The 15,263-nt window shown below is 34.2% G+C and carries 15 protein-coding genes; all 15 read right to left on the reverse strand.

From position 1 onward, the window contains the following. Positions 1-232 precede the first annotated feature (232 nt). A complete protein-coding gene (locus tag A3SG_RS18750; RefSeq protein ID WP_016988158.1) occupies positions 233-1,282 on the reverse strand; it encodes a glycosyltransferase 87 family protein in 1,050 nt (349 codons plus the stop codon). Continuing rightward, positions 1,279-2,760 (reverse strand): cellulose synthase family protein, encoded by a 1,482-nt coding sequence (locus A3SG_RS0101075; RefSeq protein ID WP_016988159.1) that lies wholly within the window; start codon positions 2,758-2,760, stop codon positions 1,279-1,281. The genes A3SG_RS18750 and A3SG_RS0101075 overlap by 4 nt, the downstream gene beginning before the upstream one ends. A gap of 28 nt (positions 2,761-2,788) precedes the next feature. Beyond that, positions 2,789-3,478, reverse strand: a complete 690-nt coding sequence (locus A3SG_RS0101080) for a glycosyltransferase family 2 protein (RefSeq protein WP_016988160.1) — start codon at positions 3,476-3,478, stop codon at positions 2,789-2,791. Then, the gene (locus tag A3SG_RS0101085; protein WP_016988161.1) at positions 3,478-3,876 is read right to left on the reverse strand and encodes a toxin-antitoxin system YwqK family antitoxin; all 399 of its coding nucleotides are present in this window, start codon (positions 3,874-3,876) and stop codon (positions 3,478-3,480) included. The genes A3SG_RS0101080 and A3SG_RS0101085 overlap by 1 nt, the downstream gene beginning before the upstream one ends. Position 3,877: 1 nt before the next feature. Continuing rightward, positions 3,878-5,470 (reverse strand): 4Fe-4S binding protein, encoded by a 1,593-nt coding sequence (locus tag A3SG_RS0101090; protein ID WP_016988162.1) that lies wholly within the window; start codon positions 5,468-5,470, stop codon positions 3,878-3,880. A gap of 1 nt (position 5,471) precedes the next feature. Beyond that, complete coding sequence (locus A3SG_RS0101095) at positions 5,472-6,767, reverse strand: NAD(P)/FAD-dependent oxidoreductase (RefSeq protein ID WP_016988163.1); 1,296 nt, start codon at positions 6,765-6,767, stop codon at positions 5,472-5,474. Positions 6,768-6,959: 192 nt separating this feature from the next. Beyond that, positions 6,960-7,715 carry a DUF6503 family protein gene (locus A3SG_RS0101100; protein WP_016988164.1) on the reverse strand — a complete coding sequence of 252 codons (756 nt, stop codon included), beginning with the start codon at positions 7,713-7,715 and terminating at the stop codon, positions 6,960-6,962. Positions 7,716-8,124: 409 nt separating this feature from the next. Then, positions 8,125-9,084 (reverse strand): fasciclin domain-containing protein, encoded by a 960-nt coding sequence (locus A3SG_RS0101105; protein ID WP_016988165.1) that lies wholly within the window; start codon positions 9,082-9,084, stop codon positions 8,125-8,127. 17 nt (positions 9,085-9,101) lie between these two features. Next, positions 9,102-9,986, reverse strand: a complete 885-nt coding sequence (locus A3SG_RS0101110) for a hypothetical protein (protein ID WP_016988166.1) — start codon at positions 9,984-9,986, stop codon at positions 9,102-9,104. 219 nt (positions 9,987-10,205) lie between these two features. Further along, positions 10,206-10,898: a TIGR04283 family arsenosugar biosynthesis glycosyltransferase gene (locus A3SG_RS0101115; RefSeq protein WP_016988167.1), complete on the reverse strand. Its 693-nt coding sequence runs from the start codon at positions 10,896-10,898 to the stop codon at positions 10,206-10,208. After that, positions 10,891-11,649 carry a DUF547 domain-containing protein gene (locus A3SG_RS0101120; RefSeq protein ID WP_035663141.1) on the reverse strand — a complete coding sequence of 253 codons (759 nt, stop codon included), beginning with the start codon at positions 11,647-11,649 and terminating at the stop codon, positions 10,891-10,893. The genes A3SG_RS0101115 and A3SG_RS0101120 overlap by 8 nt, the downstream gene beginning before the upstream one ends. Positions 11,650-11,713: 64 nt before the next feature. Beyond that, positions 11,714-12,583 carry a sterol desaturase family protein gene (locus A3SG_RS0101125; RefSeq protein ID WP_016988169.1) on the reverse strand — a complete coding sequence of 290 codons (870 nt, stop codon included), beginning with the start codon at positions 12,581-12,583 and terminating at the stop codon, positions 11,714-11,716. A gap of 43 nt (positions 12,584-12,626) precedes the next feature. Then, positions 12,627-13,265 carry a TIGR04282 family arsenosugar biosynthesis glycosyltransferase gene (locus A3SG_RS0101130; RefSeq protein WP_016988170.1) on the reverse strand — a complete coding sequence of 213 codons (639 nt, stop codon included), beginning with the start codon at positions 13,263-13,265 and terminating at the stop codon, positions 12,627-12,629. After that, entirely contained in the window at positions 13,255-13,755 is a 501-nt protein-coding gene (locus A3SG_RS0101135; RefSeq protein ID WP_016988171.1) for a rhodanese-like domain-containing protein, read from the reverse strand. Before A3SG_RS0101135 ends, A3SG_RS0101130 begins: the two co-directional genes overlap by 11 nt. Positions 13,756-13,893: 138 nt before the next feature. Next, positions 13,894-15,156, reverse strand: coding sequence for an MFS transporter (locus A3SG_RS0101140; protein ID WP_016988172.1), 1,263 nt, complete (start codon positions 15,154-15,156; stop codon positions 13,894-13,896). Between the last annotated feature and the right edge of the window lie 107 nt (positions 15,157-15,263).

The following is a 15,263-nucleotide window of genomic DNA, read 5'->3' on the forward strand; positions in this document are numbered from 1 at the left end:
GAATACTATGATATATTCTAGACTGATGAGCCAGAAGTTCTCTTTGAATTCAGGATTTATGTATGCGCTATAGCTCAATATGACCACTAAACTCCAGACAATTGGAAATTTGTATTTCGTGAATACGCCTATGAGAATTAGATTGATTACATACCAGGGATGTACCGTAGTAGAACTTAGAAAATAGAGTGTTAAAACGACAAGAAAACTTTGGAATAAATCAATTATAGTTTTATTTTTTGTTGTAAAAGGTTTGATATAAGACGAAAAGTAAAATGAATAAGGGAATGATCTTTCCAGTTATATGGATAATATTATAGCCAGTAATCCAAAAGCCAATCTGTCTAATGATGTAATATATACTGGCGTTGAATTCAAAATTAGTAAACCACAAGCCTATGGTTTCACTATAATTCTGAATTAATTCTTTCGAAAGAAAGGGGAGAAAAAGTAATATAGTAACTCCGATAACTATAGTATAGAAAGGAATAGCCTTTTTCCAACCTAAATTTTTTAAGAAAAGAGGTAAAAGTAGTAACGGTAGCAATTTTACAGAAATAGACAATGCTAGTAATAGTGCAGACAATTGCCATTTATTTTGTTGTAACAGATACATGCCCCATACAAAAAAGAAGAGCATCACTCCTTCAAAATGTAAGTTTCCGGTAAGTTCTATAAGTACCAATGGATTGAGTAAGTACCAAAAAATACGGTGTTTTTCCATTCCTATGTCAGTCAATAATTTTGCGCCAAAATAAAAAGTTCCTATATCTGCAGCAATAATAATTAGTCGCATGCCTATTGCTGCACCAAGAAGGGATTGCTGACTAAAAAAGGCGGCAACAGCAAAGAAGAATTGATTGACAGGAGGATAATTAGAGTAATGTCCGGCACTCAAACTTCCCATTCCGTTGTACAAATCGTACCCATTTGGAATAGCAAAGCTTCTTTGATTAATTAGGTCTTTTGGCAGCTCTAAATAGGGATTTATATTGTCAAGGAGAAGATGGCCATCCCATATAAACCGAAAATAATCTTGGGATAAATTAGGTAATGCAACTAAAAAAATCAGGCGAAACAGGACCGCTGCTCCAATTAGAAAGGGCAAGTTGTCTTTTTGAAGTTTTATAATTTGATAGAATGAAACAAACAAAAAGCTGTAAGAAATTAGTAGACACAGGAAGTCCGCTCGTTTTAAAACATAGCCTATATAGCCGTAGACTAAAAGGCTTACTAGAAGAAAGCCATAAGACTTAATGTCATTTGAAGCCTTCAAAGTCATTTATTGATTTGGATTGATTTCACAAACACAAAACTAAAACCGATGAACAGCATTAAGTGCAACGCAATTAAACTGTAATCGTTTAATAAAAAAGCACTGTACATTGCAAAAATAAAATATACTATTAATATTCCTTCAATAATTATATTTTTTGAAATGGTCTGAGAAAGGTAGCTATTCTGTTTCCACTTGTCTTTAAGTTCCTCAATATTCAATTTTGGCGTGCGTACGAATTCACTTTTCTTACCCCATAGACCTTCAAGGACAGCTATGGTATTGTGAAATGAAAATCCCATTGCAATGGTATAAAAGGTGATAAATAAAGTAATGTATTTTAGAAAGTTCTTGAAGCCTCCTCCATGAATACTTTTGAAAGTCGCCCAGTAACTAATAAAAAAGAGGATGGAGGTGATAACAAAAAAGATTAATAAGTCAAATACTTTTTCAAATTCGGCAAACTCATTCTTGATGTACAACATAGGTACGCTTAAGACTGCCATCGTAAAAATCGCTAAAAACATGGTACTATTCAATAAATGAAACATGCCATGCGCTTTTGTTTTCAATCCAATAGACTTTGATTGAAGTACGCGAGCGGCATTTTTACTGAAATTTTCAGCTCCTCCTTTATTCCATCTAAATTGTTGAGATCTCGTAGCACTTATAATAGCTGGTAATTCAGCAGGGGTCACAACATTTTCAAGATATTTGAATTTCCAGTTTTTTAACTGAGCGCGATAACTCAAATCTAAATCCTCGGTAAGGGTGTCACTTTCCCAGTTTCCGGCATCAAGGATACATTGCTTTCTCCATACTCCAGCGGTTCCATTAAAATTGATGAAATGCAATTTTGAATTTCGTCCTACTTGTTCTAAAGTGAAATGGGCATCTAAAGCAAAAGCCTGAATTTTTGTTAATACCGAATAATCGCGGTTTAGGTGTCCCCAGCGGGTTTGAACAACACCAATTTTTGGATCTTTAAAATAAGGTATGGTTTTATAGAGCCAGTCTTTTTGAGGTACAAAATCAGCATCAAAAATAGCGATAAATTCTCCTTTGGCGCTAAGCAGCCCCTCTTTCAAGGCACCTGCTTTATAACCAGTTCTGTTGCTGCGTCTAATGTGCTTTATATCAAGTCCTACCTGTGCAATTTTATGAATCAAGGCTTCCGTTTCAACTACACTATCATCAGTGCTGTCATCAAGAACTTGAATTTCCAATAGGTGTTTGGGATAGTCGATTTGTGCGATAGTAGTTAACAAGCGTTCCACCACATACTTTTCATTGTAAATGGGAAGTTGTATGGTTACATAAGGGATTTCATTGGCCTTAGAAAGGTCGTATTGTAGGGATTGATCTTTGTTTTTTTTACTTTTTAAATAATTCAAAAGTAAATTAAAGTGGGCTAAACTATAAAAAAACAAAAGCAAAATCGAAATGCTGTATAGAATTACGATGATATAAGAAAGTTGTAGCATGTTATTGTTTTATCCTTTGTAAGGGATTTTATTTAAAAGTATATTTGAAAATCCATCCTATTATTTTTATCCCTGCCATGACGCTTCCCTTTACCGTTCCTGAAACTTTAGAAACTCCGATTCTGTTTTTATAGCGAACAGGAATTTCGACATACGACATTTTTTGTTTTAAAACCTTAAGCTGCATTTCTACAGTCCATCCATAGGTTTTGTCTTCCATATTTAAGGTGATTAGTTTATCATATTTAATAGCTCTAAAAGGGCCTAAGTCTGTAAATGTTGCCTTAAAGAAGATCTTCATCAATGCTGTTGCCAGCCAGTTCCCGAAAATTTGCTGTGGCGTCATCGAATTTTTTTCTCTTAAACGGGTCACGCGAGATCCAACAACAAAATCAATATTCTCTTGTAATATAGGAGCAATAAGTTGTGTTAATTCTTCAGGGTAATCAGAATAATCTCCATCTAAAAAAACGACAATATCGGGCTTTATTTCTTGATTCGAAATGTATTCCATTCCTTTTAAGCATGCATAGCCATAGCCTTTCCTGTTTTCTGAAAGTACGGTGGCACCAGCTGCTGTTGCCACTTTAATAGTATCATCAGTCGAGTTGTTAGAAATAATAATAATTTCACTAACTGAACTTGGAATTTCCTTAATAACGTGTGCAATAGCTTTCTCTTCATTAAAAGCAGGAATAATTACTTTTATTATACTCATTATAAGCTAATTTTATTGTCTTTTTTAAATTCACTTATTGAATTCCATTCTTTTATTTTCTTACCCATAAAATATTTTTCAGCTCTAATAATGTTATTGTTTTGGTAAAATAAAGAAAAGCCATCTAATTGATCGTTTTTAAACTCACTTTTGTTGTTAATTTCCTTATTTGATTTGTAAAAAATCCACCATTTGCATTTTTTATTAGCTGCATAATGACCTTCTTCTTTTTTATTCCCATTTTCAAAATAATAAAACCAGTACTCTACCTTCTGATTGTGGTTCAGCCATCCTTCCGCTTGTAATTTTCCGTTTTTGAAATAGGTTTTAGTATAGTTTCTTTGAGCGGAGGCTTGAAAAAAAGCAAATAAAAGTAAGATATAAATTGCTTTTTTCATCCTATTTATTGTTCAATAAATCCATTAAATTCACATCATTTCCTAGTAAAATTTCGTTCGAATTGATTCGGCCTGCCGGTGTGTCATTTTCTAATTTCAATACTCCTCTAGGACATACTGCCGCGCAGATACCGCAACCTACACAGGAAGAACGAACAATGTTTTCTCCTTTTTCAGCATAACTACGAACATCGATTCCCATTTCACAATAGGTGGAGCAATTTCCACAAGAAATACATTGACCACCATTAGTGGTAATTCTAAATTTTGATAGTAAACGTTGTTGTAGTCCCAATATGGCAGCCATAGGGCAGCCAAAACGACACCAAACACGATTTCCCATAATAGGATAGAAGCCTACGCCTACAACGCCACTAAAAGCGGCACCAATAGCAAAACCATACCATTCTCTTAACGAATTACTGTCAATAAAAAGAATGTTTTGATTCCCTGAAAAATAATTAATTAATAAAGAAATGATAATAATGGCTACTAAGGAAAGCATAGTATAAATGGCATCTGTATCTAATTCTTTTCGTTTAAATAGATATAAGGCTCCTGTAAAAACGATTAGGAAAATAACGATTCCCCAAATAAAATGGTCTTTAGTAACAAAACTCATTTCAGGATTATTAGATAAGAAAGAAAATACAACGGCAATGGTCATCACAAAGGAGAATACTAATACAGAGTGGATCATCCATCGTTCAATTTTCCAAGATGTGTCTGTCTTATTTGATAAATGTCTGTAACTATCACCAGCTGTTTCTGCCAAACCTCCACAACCACAAACCCAAGAACAGTACCAGCGTTTTCCATAGAAATAGGTCAGTATAGGGGAGATGATGAAAATCATTGCTATTCCGAAAAACAACATGAACATTCCTAAATTCCCTCCTTCAAACATGTTTTTTAAGTGCCATTCATTGAAAAAATAATAATTTAGAGGCCACATGTTTTTTAGATCCTTAGCGAAATAAGCTTTCTCCGGATTCAAGTTTTCTAAGATTTCAGGAATCAAAAAAGCAAATCCCAATTGAAAAAACATCACTGAAAGGGTACGAACCAACTGGTATTTATTATGAAGGTATTTTAAAATAAACTTATAGCCTAAACCCACAATGGCAATGGTGTAGAGCGTGCCATATACAAACCATTGGCTAGCGGCTTTACCGTTTAAAATATAACTTAATGGATCAAAAAAGCCAACAATTCCTGTACTTTTTCCACCGTCTTGATTCAGTCCTAAGTATTCTGGATACCAGTACAAAACAATATAAAATGTAGTCAGTATAATTCCCATCATCCACGCCCAATTTCCTCTATTAGTGAAGTCTCTGTGCCATACACCATTATTTTTTATTCCTTGTGGCTTGTTGAGATAGGTTCGATTAGCATATACCACAATACCCGCGAAAATGGATAGGATAGAACCTGCTAACCAAAATCCTTTGTTGGGGAAAGAGACATTAAATAAGGCTAGTGTCATAATGAAGAGGCCAAGTAATCCAAGTGTAATCCCTAATTTCTGGATTCCATCCATCTGTATGTTGTCATGAGAGGCGATGGAAATATTGTCAATTGATTTGCTCATTTTATATTGTTTTTGCGATAACGAATTGGTTATTAAATTGTTTTTGAATTTCTTTTTCGTGGGACTTGAAAAACTCGGGATCAAAATTAGCTGTTGCCAAATGATTAATGACGTAATCCACTGTTTCTTGGTTGGTTAGGACTTTGTCAAAGAACTCATGTCGCATGCGTATCCCAAAAGTATTGATGCCTAAAAAAGTACGGTCGTTTTTGTCAAATGAAACACGGATTGCTTTTTTACCTGAGTGATGTTCCCAGTAAAACTGTTCCTCATTTTGCTTGGCTTTAGCCCAAACCCATCCGTAGTTTTGGTATTCTATGTCTAAAAATTTAGCTGAATTGAACCAATGTCCAGGCTGATAAGCGGTAGGCGTTCCAGTTAGGGTTTGCGACAATACTTCTCCCATCATTCTACCTGTATACCAAACGGCTTCTATTGGCCTGCGTAAATCAATGGCTTCATGTTGCTCAGCACAGTCCCCAATGGCATAAATATCTTTGATATTTGTTTCTAAGAAACGATTCACTTTGATTCCTTTTCCTAATTCAATACCTGAGTCTTTTAAGAAAGCAATATTAGGAGAGACACCTGCTGTTAAACCAACAATTTCGCAATCGATGGTCTCTCCTTTATCGGTAACGACTGCTTTGGCATGTCCTTTTTCATCTGAAATAATTTCTACTAAATTCGTATCTAACCTTAAATCAATGTTATGCTCTAGAATATGGCGGTTAATCATTTGGCTTTCGCCAAAAGGCAAAACTCCATCCCAAAAACTTTTTTCACGGATTAGGAAAGTGACAGGGATATTGCGGGAACTTAGCATTTCAGCTAACTCAATACCAATTAAACCACCACCTACTATTACAGCATGCTTTGTGGTAGGTGCCCAGCGCTCTAAAGCTTCTAAATCCTGCTTGTGATAAAGACCAGTTACACCTTGTAAATCTTGTCCCGGCCAACCGTATTTATTAGGTTTTGAACCTGTCGCCAGCACTAATTTATCAAAAGCTATCTTTTCATTATTGTCTAGTAAAATTTCCTTTGATGCCGGAACTACAGTGCTAACTAATCCTTGAACCAGATTAATCTTATTTTTTTTCCAAAAATTATTTTCATAGGATTGTGTGTGCTCAAATTTCATGTGCCCCATAAACACGTACATCAAAGCGGTACGAGAAAAGAAAAATTCAGTTTCTGAAGAGACAATAGTAATTTTTGAATCTGATTTTTTTCGAATGTGTCGCGCAAGCGTAACTCCAGCAATTCCGTTACCTATTATCACAATATGTTCCATATAAAATGAATTTATTCGTTTTGTATTCAATAAAAAGAGACTCGATTGACTCTAAAGTTAAGCATTTAATGCGATTATGTTTTAAGTATAGTCGAGGAAAACAGCGTGTTTTAAAGCTTGGTTGAATTTATAGCATAACATTATTATAGTATATAAAAACTACAGTTAGTTTAAAATCAGCGCATAAACATTCTATTTCGTTTTAAAATCAGTTGCGGGTACAAAATAATCATCATCTGCTTTAATAAATTTAATATCGGTAAGGGTTGCATGCCCTAATTCATCTGTTAGTCCTTTTCCATCTTGCCATGCCCAGAAAACCCATTTAGTAGCAATGGGAACACCGTCAACGTCTTTGTATTCTAAATATTGAATCGCGTGCGGATTTTTCTCTGCGGCTTCTTTACCTGAATTTAGCGTTACAATATAAGCTGCTTTTTCAAGTAAATTTGTCGTTTTATCGGCATAAACTACATACCAATCATCTGGTGCATCGCCAGTTCCTGATTTAAATGTTAGCTTTTCTGTTAGGTAATTTGCAGCGTCTTTTTCTTTATTATCGTATTCATTCCATATCGTTCCTGGATCACTTAATTTGTGAGGGAAAAGGAAAAAATATTCCCAAGTAAAAGCATCAAAACGAACGGATTCTTCATTTGGAATAGTGGAAGAATAGAATACTTTATCTTGGTCAAAAATAATTTTCGCACCATTTTTATACTCAATGACTCCTTTAGTAGAGTTAGTAAGTATTGTGAATTTTGCATCCATTCTTTCTGTACCTCCAAACTCTAATTTAAGATTAAATTGTACGGCTTCTTGAGCTAAAAATTCAGCTTTATGATGTGCTTTTTCAACTTTGTCCGTAAATTTTAAGTTCTCTTCATTCGATTTACACCCTATAAGTGTAAGAATGGATGCGGTTAGAGCTAGGGCAATTTTTTTCATTATGGATTGTTTATTTATTGTCTGGGTTCAAGTTTAAAGGGTAACTTTTTAATTAGACATTTAACAATAAGTTTGTTCAATTGTGACTTTGTACTTTAGTCTTAGCAAATATAGTTTTAATTGTAGCGACAGTTTTAAACAGATGTTAATTTTTTAGTACTAATTTTTAATTCTGCTTTTGTTCGAAACTTTGATATAGCTACTATAGTGATAGTAGCAAACCATGGTTTTAAGAACGTTTTTATTCAGTATATAAATAGTTTCATTTTTATGCTGTTTTAAGTAAGTTCTTCAAGTTTTATTTAAATAAAAAATTTTAAAAACAAAAACAGTTACAAAACGATTTTGTAACTGTTATGCTAATAAACTAAAAATCAGATATTAGTTATTCAGAAGTAATAAAAAGTGATTATGGTAATAAAACTTTATCTATTATGTGTACAACTCCATTACTACATTGAATATCTGGAATTACCATATTTGCAGGTGTTGTAATTCCATTACTTTTTATTGTAAAAGCGCCGTTTAAAAAAGGACTATACGTTAAGTCACCACCTCCGGCTGTTGCGGCAGTAGTACCCGTCTGCTCCGAAGTAAATTTACCTCCTCCAATGGCGTGATTCAATAAAATAGTTCTTAAAGTACTTGCGTCAGTAGCTGTAACATCTGCTACTGTTTTAAATCCTAGCGCTTTAAATGCAGCGTCCGTTGGTGCATAGATGGTAAAGTTCGCGTTTGGATCTGACAGGGTAGGAGCTAAACCAGATTTTACAACCGCTGCAACTAAGAAAGTCAGTTCTGGGGTTTTAAAAACTTTAGCATCTTTTAATAATATCGCCGATGCAACAATGTCAACACCAGTAGCAATCATTACCTTATCAATAGCATGAACAATTCCATTACTAGCCTTCACATCTGTTAGGATAATTTTTGAACCGTTAATATACAAATCATTTCCTCTACTGATAAAACGTCTAGGAATAGTTAATGCTGACGTTGATGTTCCTCCATTCGCTATTTGACTTGAAGGTAAATCACCATTAGAAACATGGTACAATAGTGTGGTTGTTAAAAAACTATTTTGTAACGCGCCTAAACTACCAGCGTTTACTAAACCTAATCTTGCAAAAGCATCATTTGTAGGTGCAAAAACAGTATAATGTCCTGAAGGGTCATTTGGGTTGCTGTTGCTTAAAACGCCTACTACGCCACCTTGCACTGCTGCTCCTTCAAGCGTACTGAAATTTGGATTTGCAACGGCAATACCAGCAATACTCGGTGTTTCATCTTTATATTCTGTGTCACAAGAAACAATAGTTCCTATTAGAGTTAATGCTAAAAGAGCACTTTTTATATTTATGTTTTTCATTTTGTTTGCTTTTTTGATTAAAATTTATAAGTTACTCCACCGTAATAACCTGTAGCTTTTCCTATGTTTCTACCTGCTACTAAGGTACTAGCTCCTGCAGAAACTCCTAAATCTTTGTAAACGGGTGTGTACAAGTTTAGACCTACTTTTGTGTAATTTACCTTTGTGATGGGGAAAAAACCAGCAAAACCTTCGCCAAAAATATCTACTCCACCTGTAGATTTCTGGTTAGCAATGAAAGCATCACCATAAAATAATCTCGCGGCATAACCTACTTTCAATTCTGTTGCATAAGAATTAGGAACCTCATTTGAAGCATAATTTCCTGCTAATTGTGCTGAAGCAAAAACTCCTGAATTCGTTCTGAACATTGCCATTCCAGTTGTACTCACTGTAGTGCTTCTATTTCCAATAGCAATAATGGATTGAAAACCTTCTTCAACTTTATAATTACTAAGTGGTGTTTTTAAACCTAAAGCACCAATAAGGCGTAATGAAGAGGAACCGAAATCAAAGTTAAACGGACTATATTTAACAAATACAGATACATCTTGAAGACCTTTTCTTTCGTTTTCTAAATTTAGATTTGTTAATACTTCTCGAGTTGCATTTCCTTTTGCAGTTATGTATGGTAATACAACCACGACATCGACTTGGTCACTAATTCCATAAGTTGCATAGATTGATTTGCTGTATACTTCTGTTTCGTTGAAAACAGGAACTCCATTTACTTTTTCTGGAATAAAATAGACTTCATCGTATTTTTCTGCACTGAAAGAAAGAGAAACGCTTCCTTTACCTTTCCCTTGCATGAAGCCACTGATAGGGCTTTGCGAAAAAGCAGTACTAACACATCCTAATGTGGTTACTGCTAAAACTAAGAGTAATTGTTTTTTAATCATAATATTTAATTTTTTTTGTTTTGAAGTTCTAATTTATTTACGAAAAAAGAAATCTAGTTGGTTTTTTTTTAAAATTAAATTAAAATTAATTTTCAATACATAATTCTGTATTTAAAGTAGTTAGCTACTTTAAATATTTTTTTTGGTGGAATTTAAAAGTGGTAAACAGCGTTTATTTTGTTTTTATGAAGTCAGATTTGATTTTATAGTAACAGCTATTTAAAGGATATTCTTTCTATAATACTGTAACATACTTGCAGTAGAATGGCCTAATCTTCGTTTAAGATGAATGATGGTAAAATGGTATTGCAGACGCCAAACCCCATTTTGGTGGTACCTTCTGGCCGAAGTAATTATGTAATTAGGAAGGACAACAAATTGTTTTTTGGAGTAAAGCCTGGAAATAATTTCGTTGTCCTCATAAATGATGAATTTCTCATCAAATCCTTCGAGCTCTTTAAATAATTCGTTTGTTATAAATAGCGATTGATCTCCGCCACGGCAGGAAATATGATTGAAGCGAGTGAACCACTGTGAAATTATTAAAACAGGATGTCTATAATCAAATTTCATTCTGAAGCATCCCGCTTGATTCCCTTTTTGAATGGCATTATTGATGATACGGTCAAAATACGGCGGAGGCAAACTGTCAGAATGTAAAAAATAGATAATGTTTCCAGTTGCAGCTTTGGCACCCACATTCATTTGGATGGCTCTTCCTTTTTCTGATTTAATTAATGTTACATTGTGATTTATTCCTATTTTTTCTTGAGAGCCATCGGTGCTACCTCCATCTACGACTATTATCTCCATTGCGTCTTTATGGAGGACGCAATTTTTGAGATGAGATAATAGCTTTTCGATACTGTCTACTTCATTAAAAACGGGTATTACTACGGAAATTTTATTCATTCAAATTCCAATTGTACTCTTTGTAGTTTATTTTTGCAGAACTATTGATTTTAACGGCGCTATACTGGTTTAAAAAATCAATAACGGACCCTTTAGTCTTGAAATCTCCTTCAAACCAGTCAAATATTTTTGAGATTTCAATTTTATTTGATGTGATGGTATTCTTTGTTTTATCATTAATAAAACTTTTTGCCACTGTTGCTAATTGTTGGTTTAATTTCGCTTCAGTATAAGCTTCATTTAGTAGGTTAGGACAAGAAAAAGAAGCGCAATTTATGGCAAAATGAATTCTTGGCTCACTCATTTTTCGGAGGATTTCATGTTCGATTTCCTCTAAGCTATATTTTTTATTTCCTAAGGAAAAGAATTTTTTACCCCAAGGATCATTGATGTCCTTGATACTTTTAGTTGGATAATTGTCTACAATTAATTTTACTGTGTAAGCATTGTAAGCATTGATCCAATAAGCAAGTGTAGCATTTTTAGACCATGATTTAGTAGGTACATTTGCAGATAACTCATTGAGATATGCTTGCAACTGCTTACTATCTTTTTGAAAGGCTTTATAATTTACATTTCCACTTCTAGAAACATTTTTTTTCAGTAGCGCATCCCATTTGGCATGATTCATACTCTGAGCTACTTCGTTGGTAGTCTGTTGGTCTGCTCCATCGGGAACCATTGACTTGTTATTATTATTTGCACAAGAAAGTAGTGGTAATAAGATGAGAGCTAGAAAATATTTTTTCATCGTTTCTGTTTTTTAAATTACATAATTATAGACGGCGGTTAAAGTTGTTCCTGACAAAAAAAGATTATTTTAAGGGATAAAATTCTTGTTTGATAAAATCGTTCGGGAATTCGTTTTCATCGTCAAAACCAAGTTCGATATCTCTTCCGTCTGTAGGGATGTAGTTGGTTTTAAAAATATAATCCCATACACTTAACGAAATTCCGAAGTTGACTCCATATTTGTTTGGCATTTTTTTACTGTGATGCCAAATATGCATTTTGGGATTGTTGAATATGTATTTTAAAAAACCGTAGTCCCAACCTACGTTAGCATGGTTTAGATGGCCTATAGCTATCGTGATAAAATGTACAATAAACACAGCCTGAAGGTTCACACCTCCAATAAGAATAATGGGAATATAGAGTACTGATTTGTAAACAAGAGGTTCCATCCAGTTGTATCTAAAATGTGCGGCAAACCCCATTTCTTTCACGCTGTGGTGTGTTTTATGTATATTCCATAAAAAAGGAATCGTGTGTAATAAGCGATGTACATTCCATTGAATGAAATCACTAATTATGAAGAATAAAAATAAAGCTAAGGGTTTTGATAATTCCGATATCGAAAAGAGCTGAATGGACATTAATTCGAGCCCAAATAACTGAAGTATATCATTAATAAACTGTTCCGTTACATTAGACAGTGCAATAAGAAGAACTAAATTGAGTAAGAAAAAATTGAAAAAAAGATAAAATAAATCCAGCCAGAAATCTTTACGCAAGATGGCTTGTTGTTTTCGCCACGGAAACACAATTTCCAGCAGCCAGACCACTAATGAAATGGCGATTAATCCATAAAAATAGTTGTCCCAGTTCCAGTATAAAATTTCGTTTTTTAGATAATTTAAATAACCGCTGTAGGAATTCAGTAATATGTCAATGTATTTTTCCATTTTTGGTAAGCAATTGTTTTTGTGATTCTTTGTTTTTCAACGTTTAAAGCATTTTTTTTAATCGTTCTTGTTTCATGTCTAATTTTAATTTGGCCACATTGTAAGAACTTCGCTTTAAGTCTGCAAAGGTATCGATATCATTTAAAGTTTCAACAAGGCAAACGTTCTGACCTTCTAAATTCTTCATGGTCGCTTTAAAGACTGTATCTGTTCCCCAGTCTTTATTTTTGAAAAGAAGAGGGTTGGGTTTTTTTAGTCCCAATAGATAATAACCACCATCTTCTGCAGGTCCTATTGCGACGTCATGTGTTACTAACTTATCGAAAGCAGTCTCAATAATACTCGATTTTAAATCAAATAAGTCACTGCCAACGATGATACACTGTTCATACCCCATTTCAAAAAGAATTTCAAATGCATCGTGCATCCGTTGTCCTAAATCACTATTGGTTTGTAGCTTTTTTTGATAGTATTCTTCAGACCAAATATCATTTTCAGTTATGGCGGTATCATAAAAAACAAATTTATCGCAGTTGATAAGATGTGTTTCAATCATTGTATGCAAAAGCAAATCGTTGTAAACAACCAACGCTTTTTCGTTGCCAATTGTTTTCGCTAGTCTTGTTTTTACTTTCCCTAATTCAGGATTACGGATGAAAATAAGTATTGCATCAGTTTTCATAAACCTTTATTCCTTTAGTTAAAAATAGACTCCAAGTTTTATTGAAGGTATGTACACTGTCTGTCACTTCATTTTGGTTGTTAACTACTTGCCCTCCACTATTTTTATATTCAAAAATGCCTCCGTAAAGGTTATGAAGGTTTTTGTAACCTAATTTCTTTAATTTTTCGCCTATTTGTTCACTTCGTACACCGATCGAACAATACACAATTATATTCGTATTTTTATCTTTCACAGCTGCCTCAACTTTTTTAGAATTGAAATAATTGAAACCTACAAGAATTGCATCTTGAATGTGACTTACTTCATACTCCTTAGGTTCTCTGGCATCCAAAAAAACAAAATTTATTTTCTCCGCTAGTGCATGTAGTTCATTCACTTTTATATAAGGAATCGTTTCTTTATTGAGCTTTTTCAATACCTGTGGAATGCTTTGCGCACAAAGCGTAACTGAGAAAAATAAACTAATAAAATAGAAATAAAGGCGCATGATATTTTTTTTATAAAGATATTTAAATAATAGACGTTTTACAACTTATTTCCTGACAGCAGAGTTGGCTTATTTTTGGTATTACTGTAATTTGATACTATTTATTTTAGCTTTTGCACCGATCAATTGGCTGTGTTTTTACGTCTTTTTTTTTCTGTACAAGTGGAAATAATACCAGGAAGTGACAGCACCGACAAACGAAAAAACGGCCAACATCCAGAAAACATGTTGATGGCCTTCTTCTCCCGGTGAATTATCTAATAAATAACCCATCGCTGGTCCTGCAAAAATATCGGGCGTATATCCTATTAAGGAAACAATTCCTACAGCAGTACCTGTAAGAGCTAATGGGATTTGTCCATTCTCCATCACGGCAAAATATAAGGAACGTGCTGCATACACTCCGGCTGCCACAATTAAAATCGATATCAAGAATAAAACTGTCGTCGAATTTGTAATAATGCCTGTCGCGAACAATAAGGATCCTAAAAGGGAAATGACAAAACTAAGGACCAACCAAAGTGTCGTTTGTGTACGGTCAGCCAATACACCAACCGAGACGCCAATCAAGGGACGAATAAATAACAGAAAAGTACCTATTTGCGCTGATTTTAAAGCATTATACCCCATCACGTCCTGTGCATAGAGCGAAAACACATCGGTAATTTTGTAACCTACATAGGCACATAGAATAATGATCATTAGCAAGCCTACGGAAGGCAACCGAATGACTTCCAGTATTTGAGGTATCGTGATTTTATTCGGAGTAATTTCGTTTTCCGCTTTGGTATTGATTTTCATAAAGAACCATACCAGCAGGCCTACAATAGCAACAATAGCCGATGATAGAAGAATGACGTACTTAAAAGCTTCTCTATTTTCAGTAACGGTTACTTCGGTAATTTTAGAAGTGATAAATAATGAAAAAATCAGTACTCCCATTGTTCCGAAAAGAGCTCCGACTAGTCCTCGTCCACCGTCCAAAAAACCGAAAGCTTTCCCTTGAGAAGAAATGCCACCCCAAACTCTCGTGGCCTTAATCATAGGAGCCCAGAATAAAAAAATGGTAGTAAAGCCCCAATATCCATACAGTATTTTTAATATAGCGTAGCCGGGAAAGCTGGCATAAACTAATCCTCCTAATGCGGTCATCCATAGCGCTATTGCAATTAATTTTCTAGGTGGGAACTTATCTGCTAAAGGACCTCCAAAGAGATAAGACAATAAGGCTATAATGCCATATACAGAGAAACACAAGCCCAACTCAAGGTTGTTTAGTCCAAATACTTGAAGAACTGTAGGTCTAAAAACACGAGACAGAACAAAGGGCAGGATAAATACCGACTCTCCAGCTAAAATAAGTAATAATAGAAAATACCAGGGGGCTTTTTTTTGATTCATTGATGTTACAGGATTAGACTTTCAATGCTAAAAGTAACTATTCGATTATGAAAAAAGGACATTGGGATGATTTTTAGGTCTAAAAAACAAGTCATCTTGATTTCCTA

This window comes from Flavobacterium sp. ACAM 123 (genome assembly GCF_000264055.1).
Taxonomy (GTDB): Bacteria; Bacteroidota; Bacteroidia; order Flavobacteriales; family Flavobacteriaceae; genus Flavobacterium.